Annotated in this window: 26 protein-coding genes; 11 read left to right on the top strand and 15 right to left on the bottom strand. The window is 65.5% G+C overall.

Features of this window, described 5'->3' with window-relative positions:
• The first annotated feature begins 141 nt into the window (after positions 1 to 141).
• The 3 genes from AC5FRW_RS06065 to AC5FRW_RS06055 are packed head-to-tail and all read left to right on the top strand — an operon-like array spanning position 142 to position 3,454.
• Positions 142 to 318: a DUF8131 family protein gene (locus AC5FRW_RS06065; RefSeq protein ID WP_493567538.1), complete on the top strand. Its 177-nt coding sequence runs from the start codon at positions 142 to 144 to the stop codon at positions 316 to 318.
• On the top strand, positions 318 to 1,076 hold the full coding sequence (locus AC5FRW_RS06060; protein ID WP_493567537.1) for a sulfite exporter TauE/SafE family protein: 759 nt from the start codon (positions 318 to 320) through the stop codon (positions 1,074 to 1,076). The genes AC5FRW_RS06065 and AC5FRW_RS06060 overlap by 1 nt, the downstream gene beginning before the upstream one ends.
• Entirely contained in the window at positions 1,073 to 3,454 is a 2,382-nt protein-coding gene (locus tag AC5FRW_RS06055) for a heavy metal translocating P-type ATPase (protein ID WP_493567536.1), read from the top strand. The genes AC5FRW_RS06060 and AC5FRW_RS06055 overlap by 4 nt, the downstream gene beginning before the upstream one ends.
• Position 3,455: 1 nt before the next feature.
• On the opposite strand, the gene AC5FRW_RS06050 is transcribed toward AC5FRW_RS06055, so the two are convergent.
• Positions 3,456 to 3,926: a pyridoxamine 5'-phosphate oxidase family protein gene (locus AC5FRW_RS06050; RefSeq protein ID WP_493567535.1), complete on the bottom strand. Its 471-nt coding sequence runs from the start codon at positions 3,924 to 3,926 to the stop codon at positions 3,456 to 3,458.
• Positions 3,927 to 4,095: 169 nt separating this feature from the next.
• Here AC5FRW_RS06050 and AC5FRW_RS06045 point away from each other — a divergent pair, with 169 nt between their 5' ends.
• Both AC5FRW_RS06045 and AC5FRW_RS06040 read left to right on the top strand, forming a co-directional pair.
• The gene (locus AC5FRW_RS06045; RefSeq protein WP_493567534.1) at positions 4,096 to 4,620 is read left to right on the top strand and encodes a DoxX family protein; all 525 of its coding nucleotides are present in this window, start codon (positions 4,096 to 4,098) and stop codon (positions 4,618 to 4,620) included.
• 15 nt (positions 4,621 to 4,635) lie between these two features.
• The gene (locus AC5FRW_RS06040; RefSeq protein ID WP_493567533.1) at positions 4,636 to 4,935 is read left to right on the top strand and encodes a hypothetical protein; all 300 of its coding nucleotides are present in this window, start codon (positions 4,636 to 4,638) and stop codon (positions 4,933 to 4,935) included.
• Positions 4,936 to 5,008: 73 nt separating this feature from the next.
• On the opposite strand, the gene AC5FRW_RS06035 is transcribed toward AC5FRW_RS06040, so the two are convergent.
• Entirely contained in the window at positions 5,009 to 6,013 is a 1,005-nt protein-coding gene (locus tag AC5FRW_RS06035; RefSeq protein WP_493567532.1) for a mechanosensitive ion channel family protein, read from the bottom strand.
• Between the two features lie 96 nt (positions 6,014 to 6,109).
• On the opposite strand from AC5FRW_RS06035, the gene AC5FRW_RS06030 reads away from it, so the two are divergent.
• Together AC5FRW_RS06030 and AC5FRW_RS06025 are read left to right on the top strand one after the other, a co-directional pair.
• Positions 6,110 to 6,850, top strand: a complete 741-nt coding sequence (locus tag AC5FRW_RS06030; protein WP_493567531.1) for a proteasome assembly chaperone family protein — start codon at positions 6,110 to 6,112, stop codon at positions 6,848 to 6,850.
• Positions 6,851 to 6,961: 111 nt separating this feature from the next.
• Positions 6,962 to 7,159, top strand: coding sequence for a DUF8106 domain-containing protein (locus AC5FRW_RS06025; RefSeq protein WP_493567530.1), 198 nt, complete (start codon positions 6,962 to 6,964; stop codon positions 7,157 to 7,159).
• Positions 7,160 to 7,241: 82 nt separating this feature from the next.
• Here the strand turns inward: AC5FRW_RS06025 and AC5FRW_RS06020 are convergent, their stop codons facing one another.
• Positions 7,242 to 8,099 carry an eIF2B alpha/beta/delta subunit family protein gene (locus AC5FRW_RS06020; RefSeq protein ID WP_493567529.1) on the bottom strand — a complete coding sequence of 286 codons (858 nt, stop codon included), beginning with the start codon at positions 8,097 to 8,099 and terminating at the stop codon, positions 7,242 to 7,244.
• Between the two features lie 131 nt (positions 8,100 to 8,230).
• Between AC5FRW_RS06020 and AC5FRW_RS06015 the strand changes: the two genes are divergently transcribed.
• The gene (locus AC5FRW_RS06015; protein WP_493567528.1) at positions 8,231 to 8,659 is read left to right on the top strand and encodes a type IV pilin; all 429 of its coding nucleotides are present in this window, start codon (positions 8,231 to 8,233) and stop codon (positions 8,657 to 8,659) included.
• A 5-nt stretch (positions 8,660 to 8,664) separates the two neighbouring features.
• On the opposite strand, the gene AC5FRW_RS06010 is transcribed toward AC5FRW_RS06015, so the two are convergent.
• The 6 genes from AC5FRW_RS06010 to AC5FRW_RS05985 form a co-directional block, all read right to left on the bottom strand.
• Positions 8,665 to 10,065, bottom strand: coding sequence for a response regulator (locus AC5FRW_RS06010; protein ID WP_493567527.1), 1,401 nt, complete (start codon positions 10,063 to 10,065; stop codon positions 8,665 to 8,667).
• A 106-nt stretch (positions 10,066 to 10,171) separates the two neighbouring features.
• Positions 10,172 to 11,581: a hypothetical protein gene (locus tag AC5FRW_RS06005; RefSeq protein WP_493567526.1), complete on the bottom strand. Its 1,410-nt coding sequence runs from the start codon at positions 11,579 to 11,581 to the stop codon at positions 10,172 to 10,174.
• Positions 11,578 to 12,303: an ABC transporter ATP-binding protein gene (locus tag AC5FRW_RS06000; protein ID WP_493567525.1), complete on the bottom strand. Its 726-nt coding sequence runs from the start codon at positions 12,301 to 12,303 to the stop codon at positions 11,578 to 11,580. The genes AC5FRW_RS06005 and AC5FRW_RS06000 overlap by 4 nt, the downstream gene beginning before the upstream one ends.
• Positions 12,304 to 12,329: 26 nt before the next feature.
• Positions 12,330 to 12,941 (bottom strand): DUF998 domain-containing protein, encoded by a 612-nt coding sequence (locus AC5FRW_RS05995; protein ID WP_493567524.1) that lies wholly within the window; start codon positions 12,939 to 12,941, stop codon positions 12,330 to 12,332.
• Positions 12,942 to 12,981: 40 nt separating this feature from the next.
• Positions 12,982 to 13,671, bottom strand: a complete 690-nt coding sequence (locus AC5FRW_RS05990) for a YqjF family protein (protein ID WP_493567523.1) — start codon at positions 13,669 to 13,671, stop codon at positions 12,982 to 12,984.
• Positions 13,672 to 13,831: 160 nt separating this feature from the next.
• Positions 13,832 to 14,515 (bottom strand): YqjF family protein, encoded by a 684-nt coding sequence (locus AC5FRW_RS05985; protein ID WP_493567522.1) that lies wholly within the window; start codon positions 14,513 to 14,515, stop codon positions 13,832 to 13,834.
• A gap of 74 nt (positions 14,516 to 14,589) precedes the next feature.
• Between AC5FRW_RS05985 and AC5FRW_RS05980 the strand changes: the two genes are divergently transcribed.
• From AC5FRW_RS05980 to AC5FRW_RS05970, 3 genes are all read left to right on the top strand, one after another.
• On the top strand, positions 14,590 to 15,102 hold the full coding sequence (locus tag AC5FRW_RS05980; protein ID WP_493567521.1) for a macro domain-containing protein: 513 nt from the start codon (positions 14,590 to 14,592) through the stop codon (positions 15,100 to 15,102).
• The gene (locus AC5FRW_RS05975) at positions 15,099 to 15,356 is read left to right on the top strand and encodes a DUF8145 family protein (RefSeq protein WP_493567520.1); all 258 of its coding nucleotides are present in this window, start codon (positions 15,099 to 15,101) and stop codon (positions 15,354 to 15,356) included. Before AC5FRW_RS05980 ends, AC5FRW_RS05975 begins: the two co-directional genes overlap by 4 nt.
• A 280-nt stretch (positions 15,357 to 15,636) precedes the next feature.
• On the top strand, positions 15,637 to 17,439 hold the full coding sequence (locus AC5FRW_RS05970) for an outer membrane protein assembly factor BamB family protein (RefSeq protein ID WP_493567519.1): 1,803 nt from the start codon (positions 15,637 to 15,639) through the stop codon (positions 17,437 to 17,439).
• 303 nt (positions 17,440 to 17,742) lie between these two features.
• Here the strand turns inward: AC5FRW_RS05970 and AC5FRW_RS05965 are convergent, their stop codons facing one another.
• The 6 genes from AC5FRW_RS05965 to AC5FRW_RS05940 all read right to left on the bottom strand — a co-directional run bounded on the left by AC5FRW_RS05965 (position 17,743) and on the right by AC5FRW_RS05940 (position 25,151).
• On the bottom strand, positions 17,743 to 18,720 hold the full coding sequence (locus tag AC5FRW_RS05965; RefSeq protein ID WP_493567518.1) for an aldo/keto reductase: 978 nt from the start codon (positions 18,718 to 18,720) through the stop codon (positions 17,743 to 17,745).
• Between the two features lie 63 nt (positions 18,721 to 18,783).
• Positions 18,784 to 20,832, bottom strand: a complete 2,049-nt coding sequence (locus AC5FRW_RS05960) for a hypothetical protein (RefSeq protein ID WP_493567517.1) — start codon at positions 20,830 to 20,832, stop codon at positions 18,784 to 18,786.
• Positions 20,829 to 21,290: a hypothetical protein gene (locus AC5FRW_RS05955; RefSeq protein WP_493567516.1), complete on the bottom strand. Its 462-nt coding sequence runs from the start codon at positions 21,288 to 21,290 to the stop codon at positions 20,829 to 20,831. The genes AC5FRW_RS05960 and AC5FRW_RS05955 overlap by 4 nt, the downstream gene beginning before the upstream one ends.
• Positions 21,291 to 21,340: 50 nt before the next feature.
• The gene (locus AC5FRW_RS05950) at positions 21,341 to 22,423 is read right to left on the bottom strand and encodes an ABC transporter permease (protein ID WP_493567515.1); all 1,083 of its coding nucleotides are present in this window, start codon (positions 22,421 to 22,423) and stop codon (positions 21,341 to 21,343) included.
• The gene (locus AC5FRW_RS05945) at positions 22,413 to 24,254 is read right to left on the bottom strand and encodes an ABC transporter permease (RefSeq protein ID WP_493567514.1); all 1,842 of its coding nucleotides are present in this window, start codon (positions 24,252 to 24,254) and stop codon (positions 22,413 to 22,415) included. Before AC5FRW_RS05945 ends, AC5FRW_RS05950 begins: the two co-directional genes overlap by 11 nt.
• Positions 24,255 to 25,151, bottom strand: coding sequence for an ABC transporter ATP-binding protein (locus tag AC5FRW_RS05940; RefSeq protein ID WP_493567513.1), 897 nt, complete (start codon positions 25,149 to 25,151; stop codon positions 24,255 to 24,257). It lies immediately after the preceding gene.
• Positions 25,152 to 25,222 lie beyond the last annotated feature (71 nt).

Here is a 25,222-nt window from a genome sequence, read left to right as displayed (position 1 = left end):
GTGGTAGTACGTTTCCCTTACTACCGCCTCGATGCTGCATATCCGGGTGCTCTGCTTCGATCGTTAAAAAAGGGTACCCCGTATTCTCAGGGCGCTGGAACGGGGGATCGGTTTTTATACCCTTCATCACAACAAGCACCTATGTCGATGTCGAGTCCGCGAACGTTGACGCTACTGGCACTGCTCGGTCTCGCACCAGTCGCGTACTACCTGCAGGGCACCGGAAAGACCATCGTTGCACTGTCGCTGATCAGCGTCGTCATCATCGCTGGGACGCTCTATATGATGACTGGCCCGGCGCAGTCCCGAACCGCGTGATGGCGATCACCGCCGGCGAGACGGCGGGACTGCTCGCGTTCGCGGGGCTCGGAGCACTCGGGAGTGTCCACTGTCTCGGTATGTGCGGACCGCTCGTGACGACCTACGCCGATCGGCTCGACGACGGCGGTCCCGTCTCCGGCCATCAGATTCGCCAGCAGGCACTGTTCAACGTCGGCCGCGCGGGGAGCTACACAGTCATCGGTGCGACGCTGGGTGCGCTCGGGTCGGTCCTGTTCGGCGTCGCCGGTCTCGCGGGACTGGGCACGCTCGTACGCAGCGTCGTCGGGATCGGTGTCGGCCTGTTCATCGCCGTCGTCGGCGTGGGCTACCTGACGCGGGGCAGTGCCGTCTCTGTCGCTGGATCGCTCCCAGTCGTCGGCGATGCCTTTCAGCGCCTCTCCTCGGCACTGGTCGCCCGGATCGACCGCCTCGTCGACGGTCCCGGCATGGTCGCGCTCGGCGCGATGCACGGACTCCTGCCGTGTCCACTGCTGTATCCTGCCTTCCTCTATGCCTTCGCCAGTGGCTCGCCCGTGACCGGCGGGCTGTCGCTCGCGGCACTCGGCGCGGGCACCATCCCACTAGTCTTTGCCTACGGCACCGCGTTCGGATCGCTCTCACCCGCTCGTCGGTCCTCGCTCCACCGAGTGCTCGGTGTCGTCTTCGTCGTGCTCGCGCTCGTCCCGCTCGCGAACGGGCTGGCCCCGTTCGGAATCGACCTCCCCAAACCACCGCTTCCGATGCCATGGATGTGAGTGATTGTACCCTCTGTGGACTGCCCGCCGACGCACCGATCACCGACGAGACCGTCGATGGGACGTTCTGCTGTCGTGGCTGTCTGGAAGTCGCCCGAACCCTCGACGACCCGGCACGACAGGACACCGAGGACGTGGCGACCGGCCCGGCCCCCGAAGATGTCGACGGCGAGACGACCTTCCTGTCGGTCGACGGGATGCACTGTGCGACCTGCGAGACGTTCCTCGAAGCCCGTGCGACGGACGTACCCGGCGTCGAGGCGGCGGCTGCGAGCTACTCCACTGGGGCGATGAAGCTCACCTACGACCCCGACACCGTCTCGGCCGACGACCTTCCGGACCGACTGTCGGGCGCGGGCTACGAGGCCAGCGGCCGCGACGACGAGCGCGACCACGAGGACGAACTGACCGGCCGACTCCTCGTCGGTGGCTTCTTCGGCTTGATGATGATGCTGTGGTACGTCCTCTTCCTCTACCCGTTCTATCTTGGCGTCGACCCGTCCTTGCAACTGGTCGATCCGACTGGTCCAGCCGGGGACTACCTGCTATGGAACGGTGCCGTGATGACTGCCGTCGTGCTGGGCTACACGGGCTGGCCGTTGCTGCGCGGCGCGTTCGTCAGCCTCCGGGCTGGCCGGCCAAACATGGACCTGCTCGTCGCCATCGCGGCGACGACGGCCTTCGGCTACAGCGTCCTCGGTCTCGTCCTCGGCCGGACCGAGGTGTACTTCGACGTGGCAACGGTGATCGTACTGGCCGTGACGCTTGGCAACTACTACGAGGATCGGGTCCGGCGAGCGGCCACCGACACGCTGAGCCGACTGACGACCCAGCGCGCCGACAGCGCCCGTCGCCGAACCGACAAGGGGACCGAGACGGTCGAGATCGACGACCTCGAAGCGGGCGACGAAGTCGTCGTCGGCGAGGGCGAGCGCGTCCCGGTCGATGGCACCGTCGCCGAAGGGACCGTCGCCGTCGACGAGTCACTGGTCACCGGCGAGTCGCTCCCGGTGGGCAAGACTGTGAGGGACGAACTGCTCGGCGGGACGATGGTCGTTCAGGGCGGCTGTACGCTCGTCGTCGGCGAGGACGCTCGAAGCACGGTCGACCGACTCACGGAACTGCTGTGGTCGGTCCAGAGCGAGCGCGGCGGCGTCCAGCGCCTCGTCGACCGCATCGCCGCCGTCTTCGTCCCGCTCGTCCTCGGGCTGGCCGCGCTCGCGGTCGTGGGCCACCTCCTGATGGGTGCGACACCGACGGCCGCGCTCCTGACCGGGCTGGCCGTCCTCGTCGTCTCCTGTCCCTGCGCGCTGGGGCTGGCGACACCACTCGCCACGGCCGCAGGCGTCCGTCGCGCCCTCGACGAGGGTGTCGTCGTCACCGACAGTTCGGTGTTCGAGACGGCGACGGACGTGGACACCATCGCCTTCGACAAGACTGGGACGCTGACCACGGGCGAGATGTCGCTGCTCGAACGGCCAGGGGAGGAGGCGCTTCGACGCGCGGCCGCCGTCGAGCAGTTCGCCGAGCACCCGCTTGCCGCCGCTATCACCGACGCTGCGCCACCATCGGCTGCGACGGTCGACGCGTTCGAGACCCATCCGGGACGCGGCGTCAGTGCGACCGTCGACGGGGAGCGGGTCCTCGTCGGCCGCCCCAAGCTATTCGACGAGCAGGGCTTCGACGTGCCCACGGACCTCCGGGCGGACTGTGACCGAGCACGCGAGCGAGGGGCGGTCCCCGCACTCGTCGGCTGGGACGGGGCGGCCAGAGACGTACTGGTCGGCGGCGACCGGCTTCGAGACGGGTGGGAGACCGTCGTTGCGGAACTCTCACAAGAGCACGAGATCGTCGTCATCACGGGCGACAGCGAGGCCGCTGCGGCACCGCTCCGTGACAACGACAGCGTCGACGAGGTGTTCGCCGGAGTTCCGCCGGAAGCCAAGGCCGAAGTGGTGCGTCGCCTCCAGTCCCGTGGCACGGTCGCGATGGTCGGTGACGGCACCAACGACGCGCCAGCGCTCGGGACCGCCGATCTGGGGATCGCGCTCGAATCCGGGACGAAACTCGCCGCCGACGCCGCCGACGCGATCGTGACGACGGACGACCTCGGGACCGTCCCGCGCGTGTTCGACGTGACGACCGCGACGCGGTCGCGGATTCGCCAGAACCTCGGCTGGGCGTTCTGTTACAACGCTCTCGCCGTCCCGGCGGCGCTGCTCGGTCTCCTGAACCCCGTCGTCGCGGCGGTGGCGATGACCGCGAGCAGTCTCCTCGTGGTCGGGAACTCGACCCGCTCGCTGCTGGCCGAGGACTCGACGGAGAGCGATGTCGGGGCGACGACGCCGGCAGATGTCGGGCAGGCCACGGCGGAGTGACCTACTGCTCGCTGAACCCCGGTGGGAGGCCAGTCTGCTTGAACCCGACGCGCTCCTCGATATCGAACCGATAGACCTCGATGTCGCCAGTCATCGCAGCCTCCTCGAAGGTCGCCGGCCGCCACGCTCGCGCGAGCACGTCCGTGAGGTCCTCCCACTCGTCGGGCGGGACCTGCTCTATCGCCCCCGTCAACTGCACGCTCTCCCAGGTGAACTTCGACGGGGCGCTGTAGACGAGAAAGCGCGCGCGGTCGGCGCGTCGGGTGTACCGGCGCTTCGCACTGTCCTCGCCGAGCACGTAGGTGAAGTACAGCGCGTTGTCGCCGTCGAAGCCGAACGACATCGGGAGCAGGTACGGCGCACCGTCGGTCGGCAGACCGAGGATGCCGACCCCCTGACTCGCCAGAAACCCCGCGATCTCGGAGTTGTCCATGCGCTGCATGCCGAGTGAGTCGAGTCCTGTGGTTGCCATTGTCGCCTGAATGTACGACCACCGGGGCGATAAGTGATTGGTCTATTGCCATGTTTCGAGAACGGGCGTCCGCCTCGCCATCCCCAGTATAGCGGGTTCTCAGCCGCTGGGAACACCCCACCCTTTATACCACGTATCAGTGCCAAGACTCACATGTAAGGTGACGATTATGGCAACTTCCGCAGCAAACCCCCTGGCGACCGACTTCGAGTTAGAGTTAGACCGACCGCTGACGGCGTACTGGATAGCGCTGTTGCGTGTCGTGACCGGCTGGTGGTTCTTCCACGCCGGTGTGACGAAGCTGATCGAGGACGGGCTGGCGTTCACGTACGGGCCGATGTACATGCAGCAGATGACGGGGACGGCGCTGGGTCCCATCCCGGTGTGGATGGGCAACAATCTGGCGTGGTTGATCGCGCCGGGCGTGCCGCTGTTCGAGACGCTGATCGGGCTGGCCCTGATCGCGGGCGCACTGACGAGACTCGCCGCCCTCGGTGGCGTGTTCTTCATGGTGCTGTTCTGGATCGGCAACGCCGGCTTCGGCCACGGGCTGGTCAACGGGGACTTCATGGGTCTGCTGTTGTTCATGACTGTCCTCGTGCTGGGCGCTGGCCGGTACTACGGTCTCGACGCCATCATCGAGAAGACCAAGTTCGTCCGGGAACGCCCGAAACTCCGCTACATCCTCGGCTAACGAGGTGCAACAACAATGACTGACACCACCACCACCACCGTCGACCGAATCGCCATGGGACTGAGCGGCGCCCTGTTCGTACTGGGCACCGTCGTACTGGGACTGATCGAGATCGTCGCGGGCAAACCCTACAGCCCGGCCGCGCTGACCAACGACGCCGGCGAAATCGTCGCCACGCCGCTGATCGACCCCACGCTGCGTACCGGCGTGATCCTGCTCGGCCTGCTCGTCCTGGCCGTCTGGGGCCTCTACAAGGTCGTCACGCCCTACGCGGGAGATGCACCAGCGCACCGTGAGACCGTCGCCGCAGAATGAACGGCTCGATCGACTAACACGACCTTTTCCGGTATGACCGAGACGATCAGCCACAGGCTCGACGCTCGAACCGCTACACGCCGTCGTTTGGCTCGTGATCCAGTGACTGTGGTGCCTGTTGGGCCTCCATCGACACCTGCAGTTCGCCGCTGGTCTCGTCGAAGTGCAGATGCGAGTGGGGGTACGCGATCTCTACGTCTGCGTCTTCGAGTGCCGCCCAGACGTTCTCCTGAACCTTCGACCGGGCCGCCAGCAGTTTGTACGGTTCCTTGACCCAGTACCGGAGAGCGAGATTGACGCCGTGGTCGGCGAACGTGTCGATGTAGCAGGTGGGTGCTGCCGGGTACCGTGCCGAACCGACACGAATGTCGGGACCACCCTCGATTACCACGTCGACCTCCCGGGCAGCGCGTTCGATCAGGGCACGGGCCTCGGCAAGATCGCCTTCGTACGTGACCAGTACGTCGAGTCTGAGACGTGTCCGTGGGTCCTCCGCCGAGTAGTTGATCACGTCTCGCTCGCGGATCGTTCCGTTGGGAATGACGATGAAGGTGTTGTCGAGGGTGAACACCTTGGTGTATCGGAGCGTGATGTCCTCGACGAAGCCACGGGTGCCCGACTCGGACAGTTCGATCATGTCACCGATCTCGTAGGGCTGGTCTGCCAGCAGGAAGACGCCGCTGATGATCGAGCCGACGATCGGCGCGAGGACGACACCGACCACGGCGGAGAACACTGCGACTGAGAGTGTGATATCACTCAGCTTCAAGCCGTAGATCGGCATGATCGCCAGCAGTGCGATGACGAAGATGGCGGCGCGGATACCTCGGATGACCGTGCGGGTCAGGCTGGGGCGTCGAAACCGCTGGGCGATCCGTCGGCCGAACAGAGTGACCAGCAGGCGCGACGCGAGATAGGCCAGCGCGAGGATGAAAATCGTCGTCCCGAGATCAAGCACGGGGTCGGGGACCCACTCGGGAAAGAGACCGACCGGGACCGGTGATGCGTCGGTCGGTGTCGATGTCGGTGTCGGCGACTCGCCCGGCGTTGTCTGGCGGAGTGCGACACCAGTCGTCATGCTCGTGTGATTTCCGTCACGGGAGAAAAGAGTTGCGTAGCCAGTACAGAAGACGCCGGCACGTGTTCTTTTGTCATCTGAGAGAGTAGTGCAATCATGGTCGCCGACCACACACCGACCCCGACGTTCTCGATGTGCCACAGTGAGAACCCACCGACGACGCTCGTAGTGGGGTTCGCCGAGTTCGGTCTCGCCGGGCTGACCGCCGTCGACTATTTAGTCGACCAGCTCGAACTGCACAAGACCGGCCACCTCGAAGCCCAGTCGCTCCCGACGATCACTCCGTTCGAGAACGGGCGGCCACGCCACCACACGCGGTTGTTCAGCGACGGAGACTGGCTGGCGACGCTGGTGGGCGAACTCGCCGTCCCCGTCCCCGCCGCCAGCCCCCTCGCTGACGAACTGGTCGCGTGGGCCGAAGAGAACAGTATCGAGGAGATCACCATCCTCTCGGGGGTCCCGTTCGCACACGGCCCGGACGAACACAGGCCGTTCTACATCGCGACCGAGGACTACGAGACCGACTGTCTTGCGGATGTCGACATCAGACCGATGGGAAGCGGATTCCTCGAAGGTGTCAACGCCGAACTCGTGTCCCGGGGCATCGACAGCGACCTGCGCGTCGGAATCGTCACGACGCCGGTCCATCAGCAAGCGCCGGACGCGGAAGCAGCCGTCCGTCTCCTCGATGCACTGGGCCGGATCTACGGGCTCGGACTGGATACGGGGCCGCTCGAAGACTTCGCCGCCGAGGTGCGCCAGCACTACGCCGAACTCGCCGCGCGGATCGAGCGCGCAAACGAGGAGACCAGCCCCGACGACCGGATGTTTATGTAATGGTTCTCGACGGTCTGTGACGGTCGTTTTCGATGGACATCGACGGTACTACAGGAACGATTAAACAGTTAGCCAACAGGTACTTGACCGTCGATCGACTAGATGAAATCGATGACCAGTATCGACACCCACTGCACGTCGACGCGTGCACAGGAACCGCCACCAGCCGCCCAGCGCCGAAAAGCAGTCCTCTTCTGTCCGAACTGTGCGTTCGAGAGTGAGATGACGGAAAACTGGATCGTCCGAACGGACGGCGACGGGGCAGCCTACGTCTGCCCGGAGTGTCGTTCGACGGTCGCGAGACGATAGTCAGACGATGCTGTCTGGGCCTCCTCGGTGCAGATTTTGCCGGCCAATACGGTGACTCGGGTGAACCGAACGGCCAGTCGTCTCAGTACTCGACGATCCGTTCGTCGGTGACGACGCTGTCGAGCAGTCGCGCCGGTGTCGCGTCGTAGGCCGGGTTCTCGACCGTGAACCCCTCCGCGGGTTCGCGCATCACTTCGGAGGTCGAACGGATCTCGTTTTCGAAGGCGAACCCACCGTCGATGAGCTTCGACTCGGAGCCAGCGACCGTCACGGGCACGTCTTGATCGGCCGCCGCCGTCGCGATGGGGTAGGTTCCGATCCGATTGTACAGCGTGTCGTCGACGATACAGTCCATCCCGACGAGGACGCGATCACACTCCGAGAGGTAGTGCCCGGCGGCGCTGTCGACGATGAGGTGTACGTCGACACCGTCGTAAGTCGACAGTTCCCGCACCATCTTTCGGCCGAGGTATCGCGGGCGGGCCTCCGTCGCGTAGACGGTCATATCGACGTCGTCGGCCGCTTCGATGGTGCGCTCGATGCTCTCAAGCACCGTCGAGGAGTAGTCGTGAGTCAGGATCGTCGCGTCCGCATCCAGCAGTTCGCTACACCGCTTTGCGGCCCGCTCTTTCCCGGACTCGACCTGCTCGATCACGTCGTCGATGGCCGCCAGCGTCTCGGCTTTGGCCGCGTCGACGCTGTCGGGGTCGGCGTCGCTGACGCGCTCGACGATCGATCGCTGTGTCGTGTGCAGTGATGCGTGCGACGGGTTCGCGCGCCGCAGCGCGCTGCTGTTACGTTCCAGTGCCCGCAGATACTCCTCGACGGTCGGAAACTCCCGCTCGGTGAGTTCCGACAGTGCCTTCGCCGCCTTGATAGCGACGACGGAGGAACTGTGCGTCTGCATTTCCGCGATCTCCTCGACAGTCTCGTCGATCATACGTGTGGCTGTGACCCCCGTCACCAAGGGCTTTCCCCCCTGATCGCACGACGCCCCGGCGACGCGCCGGATCGACGGTGGCCCGGACAGGCGAATCATATTTATCTGCGGCCACGCACCTTTCGATGAGCATGGCGCTGGGGCCTATCGCCGACGACCGTGGACTCTCCGAGAGCACCGGCGTCGCGATCCTCGTCGGGATCACTATCCTCGTCACCGCGTCGGTGGGGCTGAACGTCCTCGTCGTCGGCGAACAGGACACCGGGCCGCCATCGGCGAACTTCACGTACGACTACGTCGAACAGAGTCGCGTGCTACTGGTGACACACTCTCGCGGGGACGAACTGCAGGCGGGCAAACTCCACTTCGTTACACGCGGCACCGACGTGACCTGGGCACAGGTGTCGGGCACCAACAACACGACGGCTGTCGAACGCGGTGATCTGGTCCAGTTAGGGGACAGAAACGCCTTCGGACGGCCGGTCTCGTCGTCGACGAAGATCGAGATCAACTACGAGTACGAGGGCAATCGGACGACACTCGATGAGTGGCCCAACTAGATCGCTCAGGCGTCTTCTTCGGCGAAGGTGACACCGCTGAATTCGACGGCCAGACCGCCGCTGTCGCTCTCTGCAAGCGTCACCGTCCAGCCGTGGGCTTCGGCGACGCGTTCGACGATTGTCAGTCCCATGCCGGTCCCACCGATCTCGGTCGAAAACCCCATCTCGAACGGATCGTCGGCGTCGTCGATGTCGATGCCGTCACCGTCGTCGGCGACGACGAAGCCGTCGTCTGTCACCGAGACCGTCACGTGAACGGGATCGTCGTTGTGTCCGGTCGCGTTTCCATAGAGGTTTCCGAAGATGCTCGTCAGTCGACCGTCGTCGGCCATGAGCAGCGCCGACGACTCGATCGACAGCGAGGAGTCGCCGCTGTCGGTCACCATCCAGCTATCGCGGGCGATGGTACCGAGGTCGACGACGCCCGGATCGTCGACCGTCTGGCCTTCCCGGGCCAGCGTGAGCACGTCGTCGATGAGCGACTCCATCCGTTCGAGCGAGCGGCCGATCTTGGCCTCCAGTTCGGCCTTGTCGTCGACCGTCTCGTCGTCGAGCAGATGCAGGGCCGACTGGGCGACGTTGAGTGGGTTGCGGAGGTCGTGGCTGACGACGCTGGCGAACTCCTCTAGGCGCTCGTTCTGGCGCTTGAGTTCGCGCTCTCGTTCGACGCGTTCCGTGATGTCCCGAGAGACCAACTGGAACGACGGGTGGTCGCCGTGGAGGTCGACGGGGACGTAGATGTTGTGAAACGAGCGACCGTCGATGGCGTCCTCGGCATGGGTGGTCTCGTTCTGTTCGATGACCGATTGCCCGATCTCCGTCCGTTCCTCGCCGGCAGCACCGAGTACCTCCGACAACGTCTGGCCGGAGAGTTCCGACTGTTCGATGTCGGTGAACTCGGCCATCGCCGGGTTCGCCGCGAGGATGGTCCCGTCGTCGGCGACCTGTGCGATCAGATCGGGGGAGTTGTCGACCAGTAGCTCGTACTTGGCCTGTGTCCGGCGTTTCGAGACGACGTTTCTGATACGATTTGCCAGCCGACCGTACTGCTTGTCCTCGACGACTTCGAGTTTCAGGAGATAATCCGTCACGCCCGCGGCGATGGCTTCGCTCGCGACTTCCTCGTCGCCACGGCCGGTCAGGAGAATAAAGGGAATCTCGCCGTCGTGTTCACGAACGGCATCGAGAAACTCCAGTCCGTCCATCTCCGGCATTTCGTAGTCGCTGACGATGCAGTCGATGTCGTTGTCGGTAAAATGATCGAGTGCCGTTACTGGGTCGCCCGCAGCGTGTGTCTTGAATCCGTGGTCCTCAGCGAGCGTATCGGCCGTCATCTCCGCGAAGAAATCACTGTCGTCGACGACGAGTACGCTGAGTTGTTCTGGATCCGTGTTTAATGTCGTCACGTGTACCACCGGTCGAGTATGAAACGATAGCGGGAATGGGCACTTATACCTATTCGATAGTATTGTCTCACGGACACCGTCGCCGTGATCGATACGGTCGAGACAGCTATCCACGCAGGTGGGCCGTCCAGCGCGGCCCGGCCCGGTGAGTCAGGGCGTAGCCGACGGCCCCGCCGACGACGGCGACGGCGACGGCCAGCACGCGAACCGCGACCGGATCGATGCTCACCGCGAGCGAAGCGACGATCAGCGGCGTGGCGAGTACGGACAGTCCACCGCCGAAGACGGCGAACCGAGGGGTATCGAACAGGAGTTCGTTCGGCGTGAGGCCGGTGAGAAACGCCGTGACGCCGAAGACGTACAGGGCCACCGGTGGCTGAACGAGCGCACCGAGGGCGACCTCGGTGAGTGGGTACCAGATCGTCGCGACCGCGAGGTAGACGACGGCCCCAGCGACCGACAGCAGGAGGTACGCCCGCAGCGTGCCGGCGAACACCTCGTCGTAGCCGACCGGATACCGAAGATACTCCCGGGGGTCGTCGAACTGCGTCACCCAGCTATAGGTCGTGAAACTCCCCAGTCCCAGCAACGTTCCGAAGGCGATGCCGTAGCCCGGTTCGATCCCGGTCGCGAGCGACACGTGCCGGAGCACCAGCGCCGTGACGGCCAGCAACACACCCATCGAGAACAGCACCTTCCAGACGGAGCCAGCAGACCGTGCCACAGCGAGCAACGGCCGGCGCGTCAGCCCATCGGGCGAGAGGGCGACGAGCACACCGTCCACGATGCGGTGTCGCCCGTCCGTCTCGTCGTCGTCGGTTGGCTCGAACAGACCGATGCCGACGACGGCGAGGACGAACGAGGGCACCACGGCGGCCGCCAGTGCCTGTATCGACGGGGCAGTAAAGAGACGATACGGCGTCAGCGAGACGGGATCGATCCCCATTCCGACGACCGTCGCCGTCCCGGCCGCCACGACAGCACCGAGCGCCAGACCGTTCCGTGCGGCCAGCCCTGCGAGCGCGAGGCTGGCAGTGACACCGAGGACGAACGACAGCGTCACTGTCACCCACGACAGCGCCGCGGTCGCGGGTGCTGCTCCGCGAAGGACCGCGACGACGCCGTAGCCAGCGACCGTCGGTGTGATGAACAGCCCAGAGTAGTACAGCACCTCCTTGACCAGAAAGACACTCAGGAGTCGCTGCATCGACAGCGGAAGCGTCCGCGCCGAGAAGAGCAGCAGCGTCACGTCACCGAGCACGTCACGGAGGGCGTCGCGACCGACGAGACCGACGGTGCCGACCTGCAGGCCAAAGAGCGCGATCAGTGCGTGCAGGCCGGCGACGACCGACGCCGGTGGGGTGCCGGTGATCGCCAGCAGGTACGTCCCAAGCCCGGTCAGGAGTGCGACGACGAGCGGGAAGCCACCGAAGCGACGGCCGCCGAACAGTTCGCTGTGGAGTCGCCACTCCTCGCGCAGCATCCACGACAGGAGCGTCCGATTCGATGCCGTCATTGGACGACGGCCTCGCGGTCGGCGTCGACCTCCCGGATGAAGAAATCGAGCAGTTCGTCGTCGTCGAACTCGCGGGGGTCACAGGTCGCCACCAGTTGGCCGTCCGTCACGATGCCGACCTTCGTACACAGTTGCTCTGCCACGTCGACGAAGTGCGTCGAGAGGAAGAGCGTGTTTCCCGCAGCACAGTAGTCGGCGAGGTGGCGCTTGACCTGCTCTTGCATGATCGGGTCGAGGTTGACCAGCGGTTCGTCGATGAACACCAGATCGGGTTCGTGGACGAACGCCGACGCGAGCATGACGCGCTGGCGCTGCCCTTCGGAGAGGTTCGTCGACAGCGAGTCAAGCGTCTCGCCAAAGGCCAGCCGATCGGCCCAGCGCTCGATCCGGTCGTCGGGTGCTGCGACATCCCTGACCTCACAGACGAATTCGAGATACTCGCGGGGCGTGAGAAAGCTCGGCGGGTCCTCGCGCTCGGGCAGGATGCCGATGTCGCGACGGACCGCCATCGGATCGGCCACGGGATCGTGGCCGAGCACCGTCGCCGATCCCGACGTGGGCTTGCGCTGCCCCGTGAGGATCTCGATGGTCGTGGTCTTACCGGAGCCGTTCGGTCCGAGCAGCGCGAACAGTTCTCCTTCCTCGACAGAAAGGGACAGCCCCGAGAGTGCGTCCAGATCCCCGTACTCCTTGGTCAGCCCCGTCGTCTCGATCGCCGGCATTGCTCCACCAATCTGTGGCTCGGGCTTTAGGTGTTTGGCCGGCCGAGTGCGCGCGCCCCGTCGAGGTGCCACCACGCCGTCACGACCGTCCAGCCACCGAAGACGAGCGCGCCGAGGGTCTCCGGGATCGCGAGTCCACTGGCGAGACCGACGAACTGGACCCAGCCGACCCACATCGTCAGATGCACGATGCCAAGCAGGATCGTCACACCGCCGCGGACGCGTTCGCCAGCGAAGACGGTGCCCGTCCCGTAGCACCAGAACGAGAGCGTAAACAGGAGATAGAAGCCCGCCGCCATCGTGACGTGCAGCGCCCGATCCTGCGGGAAGACGCCGACGCCGGCCATTGCCAGTACAGCGATGCCATAGACGATTGCACCGAGCCGTTCGAGGACGTGCTGGCTGCCCCGATAGAGCGCGAGGACGAACGCGACACCGACGATGCCCCCGAGGACGAGACCGCCGTTGAACACGAGGATCGTCGCCGGCGTCGCCACGTCGGTCTGCGCGCCGAGATTCGAGAGGTCGTTGCCCGTCCACGAAAAGGACGGTGACAGGATCGTCGCCAGTACGATCGTCCCCAGCGTCCAGATCGGTGCGCCGACGCCAGCCCACGCGGCCGCTCGCTCGTCGTCCATGGCCGATGAACTGACCACTGAATCTTAGTTGTTCTGTCGTTCAGATCGGTTCCAGCCCGCCGATCCCCACCTCGACGCCGGGGCTGTAGTGGACCAGTGGGTCGCCGTCGACGGATTCGATCCCGGCCGCCGACAGCAGCGTGTTCTCGGCGACGGCCGCGTCGGCGGGCTGGATCGACCACGGTCGATGGCCGACTGCGCCCACGAGTCGCGTGCCCAGCGGCCCCTCGGTGACGTACCGGGTGCGTTCGACGAGGAACGAAGCGAGCGTGTCGGGGGACGCCGTCGTCGGCTCACCGGTCGGTTCGAAGGTGAGCGTGAACCGCGTGTTCGGGTCGGAACGGCGGCGCGCGACGACCTCCGTCCGCGGTCCCTCGGTTCGGCGACGGACGGTCGCGTGGTGATACGGCAGCCGAAACAGCGTCCGGGCGGTGTCGGCCGCCAGTCGATCCGACACGTCCAGCGAGAGGAAGTAGACGCTGCGGTCGCCCCCGGGCGTCCGAACGTAGGTCCGCAGATTGATTCCCTCGACTCCCTCGCGGACGGGGAGACCGAACACGTCGAACTGGTCCATCGACAGCGCGAGCGCCGACACCCACGCCGAACCGTCGGCAGTATCGGCGTCCAGCCAGTCTGGCACGACCGCCTCGACGCGGGCGGGCGCGACCGGCCAGTGGACGAAACACACGTCGGAGAGAATCACGGACAGCGGTCGCAGCGGGTCGGGCATGCGTATCACTGAGGTCGCCACTGGCTTGAGACGGACGGTTGTCGATCGGTGACGGATCGAACGACGACGAAGGGGTCTCATACGGATTATTGTAGCCGTTTGCCCGGTCGACCACACGCCGTCGTGCGGTCGATTCGGTAAAGATCTACAATAATCCGTATCAGCGCCGGTGGAGTCGACCTGCCGTCACGTCGAGACCCGGGCTGAAGTGGACGACACGCTCGGAGTCTGGGTCGTCGAAGCCGTTTGCCTCGAACAGGTCGTTGCGCTCGAACGTCACCGTCGCCGGCTGAAGGTCCCACGGCGGATGCTCGATGTCGGCGTAGTAGAGCCGATCACGGTCGTCGGCGACGTAGAACCGATACCGTTCCGTGAGGAACGCCGCCAGCGAGTCAGGGCGGGCCGGTTCGGGCAGCCCGGTCGGCTCGTACGTCGCTCTGAACCGGGCCGGCGGGGCGTCCGAGTGGGTGCGCACGCTCTGGAAGCGCGTCCGCGAGCCGTCGTGGTGGACCGTCATCCGCGCCCGGTAGTACGGCAGGCGGAAAAATCGCCGAGCGACCGAGACCCCCAGCCTGTCGTCGGCGTCGAGGTTGTAGAAGTACACGCCCGGCTCACCGTCGCTGGTGACGTAGGTCCTGAGGTTCAGTTCGTTGAAGCTGACCCCGACGGGCGAGCCACGGGGCCGGATGTCGGTCATCTCGAAGGGAACGACACCGAGCCACGCCGACCCGTCGTACGTGTCGACGTGCAGTCCGTCGGGCAGCGACTGGGCGACGATGTCGACGGGGACGGGCCAGTGTGCAAAGAGGACGTTCCGCCACTCCATCGAGAGCAGGCGACGCATATCGGATCTTGGGTCCCGAGCACGTAATGGGTGTCGCCCGGGGAACTTTGGGCGACCGCCGAGACAGCCCCGATATGGACTTTTCGATCGTACAGGGCGACATCGCAGCGCAGTCGGGCGACGTACTCGTCAACGCCGCGGGCACCAGTCTGGAGATGGGATCGGGCGTCGCTGGCGCGCTCCGACGGGGTGCCGGCCCGGCGATCAACAACGCCGCCGTCGAGCAGGGACCGGTCGATCTGGGCGAAGTCGCGGTCACAGACGCCTTCGACCTCGACGCCGACCACGTGATCCACGCCGCGGCGATGCCCCACTACGGCGATGGGAAGGCGACCGAACAGAGCATCCGCGACGCCACCCGAAACAGTCTCGAACGGGCCGACGACCTCGGTGCCGAGTCCATAGTGCTCCCGCTCCTCGGGACGGGCGTCGCCGGCTTCTCGGTCGCCGAGGGCGCGCGAATCGTCTGCGAGGAGATCGACCGCCACGACCCGTCGTCGCTGTCGGACGTACGCGTGATCGCGTACAGCGACGCGGCCTTCGAGACGATCCAGCGGGTCGCAGACGAGGTCCGGGCCGAGCGATGAGCGGCGACGAAGCGAGCGACGAGACTGGACAGCCAGTGCGGTGTCCGATCTGTGAGACGCCGTACGAGTCGGTCTCGACCCACGAGGAGGGCGTCGCGGTGAACCTGATCGAGAACGAACGGTTCCGACGCGTGTGTTTCGAACCGATCGAACGCGAGGGCGGGCCGGGACTGCGGTTCTACCACCACACTCACGAACAGGCGGGTACGACACCGCCGAGCGACCGCGGAACGGCGGGCGGGCGCGTTCCATAGACGCTGGACTCGTACTGTTGGCTGTCACTTCGCAAATGGGTTCGCCGCCCCGGAGTAGCGAAACCGGTCACCGCTGTACAGCCGACAGTATCTGGCCCGATAACGGAGACTGTTGGTATTTAAGTCACGAGTGTTCAATATCGAGAGTACAGTGAACGGCGACGCGCTACTTTCACGACGGACTCTCCTCCAGAGCCTCGCTGGTCTGTCAGCTCTCGGGACAGTCGGTTCGTCAGTGTCGACCGTGGGGTCGGCCCAGACGGCCGCCGCTGGATGGCCTATGGCACAGCACGACGCTGGCGGAACGGGAGCGACATCGACTGCGGGGCCGACACGAAATCCCACCGAGGCGTGGTCGGTGGCGGGGATCGGATCTGGTATCACGCCGGTCGTCTCCGGGACGACGACGTACGCGAACGACTACGCGTTGCGCACGACGAACCGGGACGGCATCTGGACGGCAGAGATGGATACACCGCCGACCGTCACCGGGACCACGCTGTACACGACACGCGGGGAAAGCGTGGTCGCGCTGGACAGGAGCGAGGGCACCGAACAGTGGTCGTGGACACCCGACGACCCTTCACCCGACCTCGCACCGGAGCGGCCAGTTCTGTACGACGGGAGTCTCTACGTCCCGTACAGGACAGACGCTGACGAAGGAAACCTCTACGCGCTCGACGCGGCCGATGGTACCGTCGAGTGGGACTACCAGCTGTTCCTCGGCGACCCCATGGCACCGCCGGCCGTCTCCGAGGACCGCGTCTTCGTCTCGGCGGACAGGGGAGTCGACGAGCGGATGCTGCGTGCCTTCGACCGGTCGGACGGGACCCACCTGTGGGATCAGTCCCAAGGGGCCACGTCCCAGCAACCGAGCTACCGGGACGGCATCGTCTACACTGCCTCCGCGGAAGCGATCGATACGACGACGGGTGCTGTCCGCTGGTCGTTCGACTTCGAAGATGAAGAGTACGGCAACGCCGTGGCCGTCTCGGCAGCCACCGTCGTCGCGGTCGGGACCTACGGCGACGATGGAGACTCCGATCCGAACGTGTACGGACTCGGACGCGACGGCACGGAGCAATGGTCGTTCGAGATCAGCGAGGTCAACACGGTCCCTGCCATCGCCGACGGCGTCGCGTACGTCGGCCCGACTGACGAGGGAGTCGTCTACGCTTTCGACGCTGCGTCGGGCGAGGAACTGTGGTCGTACGACCTCGGCGCGCAGGGAGCGGGGACCTCGCTCGCGGTCGCGAACGGCGTCCTCTACGTTCCCACGGCCGACGGCACGCTCTATGCGATCACGGAAGGAGAAAACGAGCCACCCGACCCGTCGATCGAGTACTATCCGCCCGACCCGGTCGTTGGAGAGCCGGTGTCGTTCGACGGGACCGGGTCGACGGACGACACCGGAATCACCGACTTCGCATGGACTGTGAGCGGTCCGAGCACCTACGAGGCGACCGGGCCGAGAACGTCGACGACGCTCACCGAACCCGGCGAGTACGAGGTGACGCTGACGGTGACCGACGACAACGGTACGTCGGCATCGACCGACGAACCGTTCCGTGTTCGGCCGGAACCGACAGCAACGGAGACCGAAGTCGACGAAGCGACCACGACCGGAAGTGACGAGACCGCGACCGACACCGAGGGCGACGAGACACCGACGGACTCCGGCGCGACCACCACGAGTGCCGCCAGTGGCGACGGCTCGACGAGCGAGGTCTCGGCGGCCTTCACCTTCCGACCGACCGGTCCACCCGTCGGCGAGACCGTCGAGTTCGACGCCGCCCCGTCCGAGACGCCGGCCGACCGGATCGTCGCCTACGAGTGGGACTTCGACAACGGGGAGACGGCCGCCGGCCAACAGGTCAGTCAGACATTCGAGGAAGTCGGTCACTTCTTCGTCGAACTGACCGTGACGGACAGCAACGGCGATAGCGCGCGAACCGAGCAGGAGGTCAGGACCGTCCGCGGTGACGGTCCCAGCGCGAGCGGTCCCGGCTTCGGTCTCACGAGCGCACTGGCCGGTCTCGGCGGCGTCGGCTACCTGCTGAAACGGCAGTTCGACGACGAGTAGCGGACCGTTCGTGGTTCGCTCGAACCCCGTGGCTCACGCATCGCTTCGCTCCGCGTTCGCCGTTCCGTGGCCCTCTCGTCGCGCTGCTCCTTAGCGCCACGCCCTACTCGCGTGTCGCTCACTCCGCTCACGGCTCGTAAACTCGCCGTTCACAGTTTCGAGGCGCGGAGTGCCTCGCCGTTCGCTCCCGCTCGCAATCCGAGGGCCGCGGCTCGCTTCGCTCGCCGCGCCCCTCGCTGCTCACGCATCGCTTCGCTCCGCGTTCGCTGTCACGTGGTCGTTCCCTGCGGTCACGACCTCGTGCTACTCGTGCCCGGACACCCGCACAGGCTCGTAGGGCGCTTCGAGCCACTCGATGTCCGAGTCGGACAGCGAGATGTCGAGCGCTGCCACGGCCTGTTCGAGGTGTTCGACGCTCGTGGTGCCGACGATGGGGGCGTCGACGGCATCCTTGTGCAAGAGCCACGAGAGTGCGATCTGGGCCATCGTGGCGTCCTTCTCGTCGGCCAGTTCCTCGACGCGTTCGTTGATCTCGCGGCCGCCGCCCTCGAAGTAGGGGTGTTCGCGGGCGTAGTCGTCGGTCTCGCCGCGGGTCGTCGCCTCGAACGCCTCGTGGGGACGGGTGAGATAGCCCCGGGCCAGCGGACTCCACGGGATGACGCCCACGTCTTCCTGCTGGCAGTAGGGCAGCATCTCGCGTTCCTCCTCGCGATAGAGGAGATTGTAGTGATTTTGCATCGTCTCGAAGCGCGTCAGCCCCTCGCGCTCGCTCGTGTGGCGAGCACTCGCGAACTGGTAGGTGTACATCGACGACGTGCCGGCGTGGCGGATCTGGCCCCGACGGACCGCGTCGTCGAGCGTCCGTAGCGTCGTCTCGATCGGCGTGTCGTAGTCCCAGCGGTGAGTCTGGTAGAGGTCGATCGTCTCCAGCCCCAGTCGGTCGAGGCTGTTCGATAGCTCCTGTTCCAGTGCCTTTCGCGAGGTCCCACCGGAGTTAGGATCGTCCTCGTCCATCTGGAAGAACCCCTTCGTGGCGACGACCTGCTCGTCGCGGTCGTACTCGGCGAGGGCGTTCCCGAGCACGCGCTCGGATTCACCCATCGAGTACATATTGGCCGTGTCGAAGAAATTGATCCCCAGATCGATCGCCCGCTCGATGATCTCGTGGCTCTCGTCCTCGTCTAACACCCACTCACGCCACTCCGGGGTGCCGAAGCTCATACAGCCAAGACACAGGCGACTGACTTCCATCCCGGTCGAACCGAGCGTCGTGTACTCCATACCGACGATGGACGGTCGACACGCTAATAAATTCGTGGCGCGGCAAGCGGTGTTCCGCGACTGTCACGAGAGGGCGGACACGAGCGACTCAGCGGTGACAAACAGTTGGGTCGCATCCCAGAACGGGGGTGTGCTGCCGACGAGTCTGGCATAGTGGAACCGCTCGCTCAGGACCCGAGAGATCGGCACCAGAAATTCGCCAGTGGTCGGGAAGAGTGCGAGACCGGCGACGAGGAGATAGACCGACATCGTCCCGGCAGCGACCCCGAGAGCGACTGCACCCGCCGTTCGGTAGCCCCCGTCGAGCGAACTGAGGAGCGCCCAGAGACCGACGGCGAGGGCCACGGCGAGCGCGACGATGGCGTACAACTGGATGCTCTCGTCGAGCACCAATCGGCCGACGGCGATGACAGACAGGTACGCCGGGAGGAAGGCGACGACTGTGATCCCGTAGCTCCCGATCAGCGCTCGTGTGGCCGTTTGTACGGATCGCCGGACGACGGGCAGTCGGACGAGCCAGAAGACGCCGATCACGTACAGTGGGTGCAGGTATCGCACGGTGAGCATGTGATGAATCGGTAGCAATCGAAAGAACAGGCCGAGCAGGAGGCAGACGTAGACGATACTGAAACTGTCGACGACCCTGATCGCCGACCAGTTCCGCGGCGACGCGAGGGCGGGGGTTCCGTCGACCACCCATCGTCCAGCCAGCACGAGCGACGAGACGAGCGCCCCGAGCAGGGGCATCGACGCGAGCACGCTCAGATTGATCGCCGCGTCCTGAGACGAACGGAGCTTCGGCACGTACCCCGTGTGAACGAAAACCCGAAAGAGGCGTTCGGGGTCTGCAAGCGCCCCGTAGGAGGCGACGAACCGGGAGAGTATCCCGGCGAGCTGCAGGTCGCCGTCGAGGAAGACGTTCAAAATGCCGCCCGATCCCGACGACGTTCCGTCCGGGCTGGCACTCGTTCCCTCCGTACCGGCGCTCGTTTCGCCCGTGCTCACGTTCGTCCCGCTCGCAGTCGCGTTCCCTCCGACACCGTCAGCCGTGTCGGTGACCGACTCCGTCGCGCCAGTCAACACGTCGCCGGTGTAGCCGGGGAGGAATCGCGGTGGCAGGACGGGGTTGCCGGAGACGAGCGCGTTCGTTGCGAGGAAGGGCACGAGAGCGAGGGCGAACGCCACGCCGATGGTGAGCAGCGCCCGCACGCGGTTCGACTCCGCCGTCGGCAGGTCGACGACGGCGACGGCCGCGAGCAGAATGCCACCGAGGGGGGCGTGGACCCACGCGAGCAGTGCGGGCCAGACGTACGTCAGTGCGCGGAACCGAAGCGCCGACCGCGACGACGGCGCGGCTCTGGCACGATACAGCGTGTACATCGTACAGAGCACGACCATCGCAGTCACGCTGTGGCGTTTCGGGAGCGTCGCCCAGAACCCGACCGGGGTCGCGACGACGAGTGCAAGCCCCGCAGCCACACCGAGCGACCGATCGTACTGCTGGGTGACGAGCCGATACCCGACGACGGCCGTGACCGCAGTCGCGGCGGCCGTCGTGAGTTGTAACGCGAGCAGCGGCAGCCAGTAGGACGAGAGTGGCTCAACGACGAGGAGTGACAGCGAGAAGAGCACACCGGCGAGAAGCGCCCCGACGATCACACCTGCCCGGTCCCGGTCGAGCTGCCTGCCGACGGCACCGCCGATGCCGACGAGCGTCAGTGACCACAGTCCCGTAAGCAAGACGCGGACGTCGGCGACCACGGCGAGTACTCGAAGCACCCCGTAGGTCACCGCCGACGGGACGACGATGCCGTAGTTTCGGCCGTAGACGCGACCGTCGACGAGATACGTCCCCGGTGTCGCACCAGAGGGTGGCCCGTACCGCGGCTGAGTGATGTGCAGTTGCCCGTCGGCGATAGCCAGCACGCTGTTGGCGAAGGTGTACTGGTCGTTCGATGCGAATCCGAGTCGCCAGGTCAGCCCGATCCAGAAGCACGTGACCAGCGCCAGGGTCAGCCCGACACGATCGCCGAAGATCCCTCGGAACACCGCGGTACGGAGGTCCGCAACCTCGACTTGCTCACCTGCCAGCAGCCGATCGGTGACGCTCACGGAGTCACCTCCACCGTGACGCGTCGCTGGACGATGTCGCGTTCGTGCGTGCCGGTACGAATCCAGACCGCGACGGTCGCCTCGTAACTGTCGCGACCGATCGAGTCGGGACTGACGGTCACCGGACTCGGTCGCATCTGGAGACGGCCCTCGCGTCCACCGAGGCCGTAGCGACCCGTCACCGTGATCCACAGGTCTGGCACGTCGATCACGTATCTGAGAATCGGCGTGCCGGTGACGTTCGTGACGTTGACGACCGCCGGCGGTGCATCGATGTGATACCTCCCACTTCCGAACCGCCCGCGTTCGAGTGTCACGGTGTCGTCTGGGAGCGACTCGACCGTCACGTTCGCCTGTTCCGTGACCGTGGGCTGGCTCGCATCCGCACCCAGCGGTCCGACGGCGACCGACGCACTGACGACGAGAAGCAGCGCGACGAGCACCAGCGGCCGTTGCATGTGCGTGTCAGAGACCATCGCCCAATAAGAGTGTAGTGGTGATCGACCCCTTACAGCGACTCAGGCTGGATCCGGTCGACGTAGCGACGGGTCACCACGAACAGCACGGCGGCCACCACGACGTAGCCGGCGACGTGACCGTAGGTGAGCAGGGTCGGACTGTCGACTGCGAGTTTCGCCGCCGTCGTCGACGGGTGCTCCGGGAGCAAGATTGCCGCGCCGAAGACGACCAGCGTCAGGATCGAGTACAGCAACTGTGCGGGTCGACGCCGGCCGAGCTGGAGACCGAGGACGACGCCGAAGACGACGACGATACCCGCCGTCGCCGCGACCAGTACCAGCAGCGCCACCGGATTCGCCACCGTGATGTCGTTGAGCGACAGCAACCCCAGCCACAGCGCCCCCTGTGCCGGCGCGAGCACGATCATCGCCAGCGATTTCCCGTCGACGATATCGACGAGGCTCACCGGTGCGACCCGGAGGAGTTCGAGCGTCCCCCGTTCGATCTCTTCGGTGACGGTGTCGACGGCGACGGAGCCACTGATGAACGGTGGCAAGAACAGCAACAGCGGGATCAAGACAGTGTAGGTGAAGCTGAAGTAGGGGCTGGCGTCGGCTTCCGGCGGCAGCCGAAGGGGGACGGTATCGAGCGAGCCGGCGCGTTCGAACCGCTCTTGACGCTCCAGCGTCTTCAGCACCTTCCGTAGCTGGACGACCACGAGCGTCGTGCGGATGGAACTGTCGGGCGCTGTCGCTGTCACCTGCACGACAGTCCCGTCGCTGTCGGGCGGTTCGATGTACGACCCGTCGAGATACGCGTCGACGCGACCCTGATCGAAGGCGCGCTGTGTGCTCTCGACCGATTCGAACGTGATCGGCTGGACGCCGTCGGTCTCGGCGACGGCCTCGAACAGGTCTTGCTTGGCCTCGCCAGTCACACCGATCTCGATGCCGCCGGCGTCGACGGTACCCGGATCGTACAGCGAGGTCAGCCCGACCACGAGGAACGACGAGAACGCCGCGACGAACAGCTGAATCAACAGCGCGAGGACGATGGTCTTCTCGCGGCTCAGCGACGCCAGATCGCGGCGTGCGATGATCAGCCGGGGGTCCCACGAGCGCTTACTGGACATACGTACTCACCACCACGTAGTTGTACGCGAAGTGGATCGCCATCGCCCCGACGAGGGCGAGGAGATAGGCCCGCCGGCTTCGACGCGCTCCGAGCGAGGACACCGTCGCCGTGACGGTGTGGAGTACGAGCGGCGCGAGCAACAGCGCCCCCGCGAGCAGCAAGCCTAGCCCGTCGGGCGCCGTTCCGGTAATAAAGGCTGCTTCGCCCGTGTTGATCTCGTCTAGCTGGACCAGCTGGATGATCGCGACGAACTTCTCGGCGAGGAAAAAGCCAAGCCCACTGAGTGCGCCGACGACCACGGCCGAGCGGAGTCCTCGGTCGTAGCGCCCGCTCTCGAAGCCAGCGTAGAGGTGCAGACTCTTCGCGACCTCTTCGATGACGACGACCGCCACGAGGACGAGCGGGATCGACACCTCACCCAGCGCGAAGAGGAGCGCGACCGCCGCCAGTTCGGCGACGAAGACGAACGGGAGGAGGAGGGCCGACAGCTTCAGCGCACTCCACGAGGAGGCGATCCGGCCCGACAGCGAGTCCAGCACTTTCAGCGGGATGGGACGCTGGGTGAACATGTCCTCCTCGCGGTACAGTCCCGCACCGAGCCCGAACAGTACCAGCGCCGTCAGCGTCGGCGGGGTCGTCGAGAACGCGAAATCACCGAGCGTCACGGCCTGTCCCTGCAGGTCCCTGACGACGACGGTCAGCGGCGAGATGAGCGCGATCGGGGTCACGTCGGTGAAGATCGCCGGCACGAACGCATAGCTGGTCAGCGACACCGTCACCGTCACCGTCACGAAGGTCAGTTCCTTGAACGACCGGGCGAACATCGCCCCGAGGAACGTCGCCGAGAGGAAGAGGAGCGCGAGGGGCAGGATGGCGAGGACGGCGATGGGACCGCCGCCGGTGGTCAGGCCCGAAAATCGAAGTCCGAGCGTGATCGCGGTGATGACACCCATCGCACCGAGGAAGTAGGGTAGGGTCTTGCCGGCGATGATGTCGAAGCGACTCACCGGCGAGACGAGTAACAGTTCACCACGGCGATTGAGTCGCTCCGAGAGCATCGTCGACCCGTACGCCTGAATCACGAAGTTCATCGGGACGATAAAGAGGAACGCGAGCACCAGCGACTCGAAGGGGAACGGTGGCTGAATGTCACCCGGCGTGCCGCTGGTGGAGCCACCAGTCAGCCCCGCGCCGAGACTGCTGAGCGAACCGGTGTCACTGTCGGTCGATCCACCCGCGGTCGCGCCACTGCCGTCCTCGCCTGTCCCACTGTCACTGCTCGCCGAGCCATCGCCCGTTCCACCGTCGGTGGCCCCGTCACCGCTGTTCCCGCTGTCCCCCTCGGACCCGCCTCCGGTCTGGATCGTCTCCGTGACGCCGTCCTGTTCGAGGTAGACCAGACTGACCGAGACCGGGTACGCAGCGGTCTGATTGTCGTCCTCGGCCATGAGTCGGCCGTTGTAGCTGTCGACGCTCGTCCGAAACTCACTGAGCGCCGCCCGCTCTTTGGGCGTGCGCAGTCGGTTCTGTAGTTCGGTCCCGTCGAAGAGCAGTTCCTGCTGGCCGCGCTCGACTGCGAGCGTACTCGGCTCGCTGACGATGAACGCAGGGTCGTCGGCGGCCGGTGCGTAGTAAGGACTCGACTCGTCGACGCCGACCCGGTAGAGACCGCTGTCGAGTCCCGTCGCGCCACTGCTGGCGGCAAGCCCGGCCACGAGCACCATCGCGACGACCGAGAGGCCCATGATGGCGACCGTGCGCTTGTCGACGCCACCGGCGTTCTTCGTCACCTCCCACTTTGCGATCCGCAGTAGCTTCCGTGGATTCATTCAGGCCTCCTCGACGTAGCGGGAGCCGGGCGTCTCCCGCTCTGCGACGTTCAGGAACACCTCTTCGAGACTGGACTCTTCCGTGCGGATGTCGATCACGTCACCGCCTGCTTCCATCGCCGCGTCCCGTACCGCGTCGACACCGTCCATGCTGTCGACGACACGTCGCCAGTGGCCGTTCTCCTGTACCGCGTCGGGGACCTCGACGGTCGTGTAGACGTAGTACTTGCGGTCGCCGTATTCGGCCTGTAGCTCCGCCAGATCGCCCCGGGCCACGATATGTCCCTCGTTCATGATCGCGACGCGATCACAGATGCTTTCGACGTGATAGAGATTGTGTGCCGAGAAGACGATGGTCTTGCCCTCCTTCGCCAGCTGCTCGGTGAAATCGATGACGTAGTTCGTCGTCAGCGGGTCGAGACCGCTGGCCGGTTCGTCGTAGACCAGCACGTCGGGATCGTTGATCAGCGAGCGGGCGATGGCGACTTTCCGTTTCATCCCTTTGGACATGTCGCCCAGTTTCCGCTCGCGGTGTTCGAGGTCGAGTTCGTCGAGCGTCTCGTGCATTCGCTCGGTCGCCACGTCTTTTGGCACGTCGTAGAGGTCGGCAAAAAAGCGCAGATACGACGTGGGCGTCATCTCCTCGTACAGCGGCGACTCCTCGGGCAGAAAGCCCAGTTGCTGGCGCATCGCGGTGTCTGTTACGTCGTAGCCCGCGACGCTGATCTCACCGCCGGTGGGTTCGAGCAACCCCGAGAGCATTTTCAACGTCGTCGTCTTGCCCGCCCCGTTTGGGCCGATGACGCCGAACACTTCCCCGCGGTCGACCGAGAAAGTGCTCCCCTCGACGGCGACGAAGTCCCCGTACTCCTTTCGTAAGTCCCGCGCTTCGATCATCTGCCCGTCGCTTGTGACCGGACCACCCTATAGTTGGCCCCCGTTTATTACCAGTGAGAACGAAGGTAGGT

This window comes from Halomicrobium sp. HArcht3-1, from assembly GCF_058933345.1.
Note: the sequence above shows the minus strand (reverse complement) of the source record. Positions and strands in the feature narration are given on the sequence as shown.

Coding starts and splice junctions, on each gene's coding strand:
- AC5FRW_RS06045 (WP_493567534.1), top strand. CDS start 4,096: ATGGCAACTTCCGCAGCAAACCCCCTGGCGACCGACTTCGAGTTAGAG.
- AC5FRW_RS06015 (WP_493567528.1), top strand. CDS start 8,231: ATGGCGCTGGGGCCTATCGCCGACGACCGTGGACTCTCCGAGAGCACC.
- AC5FRW_RS06025 (WP_493567530.1), top strand. CDS start 6,962: ATGACCAGTATCGACACCCACTGCACGTCGACGCGTGCACAGGAACCG.
- AC5FRW_RS05995 (WP_493567524.1), bottom strand. CDS start 12,941: ATGGACGACGAGCGAGCGGCCGCGTGGGCTGGCGTCGGCGCACCGATC.
- AC5FRW_RS05965 (WP_493567518.1), bottom strand. CDS start 18,720: ATGGAGTACACGACGCTCGGTTCGACCGGGATGGAAGTCAGTCGCCTG.
- AC5FRW_RS06065 (WP_493567538.1), top strand. CDS start 142: ATGTCGATGTCGAGTCCGCGAACGTTGACGCTACTGGCACTGCTCGGT.
- AC5FRW_RS06030 (WP_493567531.1), top strand. CDS start 6,110: ATGGTCGCCGACCACACACCGACCCCGACGTTCTCGATGTGCCACAGT.
- AC5FRW_RS06040 (WP_493567533.1), top strand. CDS start 4,636: ATGACTGACACCACCACCACCACCGTCGACCGAATCGCCATGGGACTG.
- AC5FRW_RS06060 (WP_493567537.1), top strand. CDS start 318: ATGGCGATCACCGCCGGCGAGACGGCGGGACTGCTCGCGTTCGCGGGG.
- AC5FRW_RS06005 (WP_493567526.1), bottom strand. CDS start 11,581: ATGACGGCATCGAATCGGACGCTCCTGTCGTGGATGCTGCGCGAGGAG.
- AC5FRW_RS05940 (WP_493567513.1), bottom strand. CDS start 25,151: ATGATCGAAGCGCGGGACTTACGAAAGGAGTACGGGGACTTCGTCGCC.
- AC5FRW_RS06000 (WP_493567525.1), bottom strand. CDS start 12,303: ATGCCGGCGATCGAGACGACGGGGCTGACCAAGGAGTACGGGGATCTG.
- AC5FRW_RS05975 (WP_493567520.1), top strand. CDS start 15,099: ATGAGCGGCGACGAAGCGAGCGACGAGACTGGACAGCCAGTGCGGTGT.
- AC5FRW_RS05955 (WP_493567516.1), bottom strand. CDS start 21,290: ATGCAACGGCCGCTGGTGCTCGTCGCGCTGCTTCTCGTCGTCAGTGCG.
- AC5FRW_RS05945 (WP_493567514.1), bottom strand. CDS start 24,254: ATGAATCCACGGAAGCTACTGCGGATCGCAAAGTGGGAGGTGACGAAG.
- AC5FRW_RS06035 (WP_493567532.1), bottom strand. CDS start 6,013: ATGACGACTGGTGTCGCACTCCGCCAGACAACGCCGGGCGAGTCGCCG.
- AC5FRW_RS05990 (WP_493567523.1), bottom strand. CDS start 13,671: ATGCCCGACCCGCTGCGACCGCTGTCCGTGATTCTCTCCGACGTGTGT.
- AC5FRW_RS06050 (WP_493567535.1), bottom strand. CDS start 3,926: ATGGCAACCACAGGACTCGACTCACTCGGCATGCAGCGCATGGACAAC.
- AC5FRW_RS06020 (WP_493567529.1), bottom strand. CDS start 8,099: ATGATCGACGAGACTGTCGAGGAGATCGCGGAAATGCAGACGCACAGT.
- AC5FRW_RS05970 (WP_493567519.1), top strand. CDS start 15,637: ATGGCACAGCACGACGCTGGCGGAACGGGAGCGACATCGACTGCGGGG.
- AC5FRW_RS05985 (WP_493567522.1), bottom strand. CDS start 14,515: ATGCGTCGCCTGCTCTCGATGGAGTGGCGGAACGTCCTCTTTGCACAC.
- AC5FRW_RS05980 (WP_493567521.1), top strand. CDS start 14,590: ATGGACTTTTCGATCGTACAGGGCGACATCGCAGCGCAGTCGGGCGAC.
- AC5FRW_RS05950 (WP_493567515.1), bottom strand. CDS start 22,423: ATGTCCAGTAAGCGCTCGTGGGACCCCCGGCTGATCATCGCACGCCGC.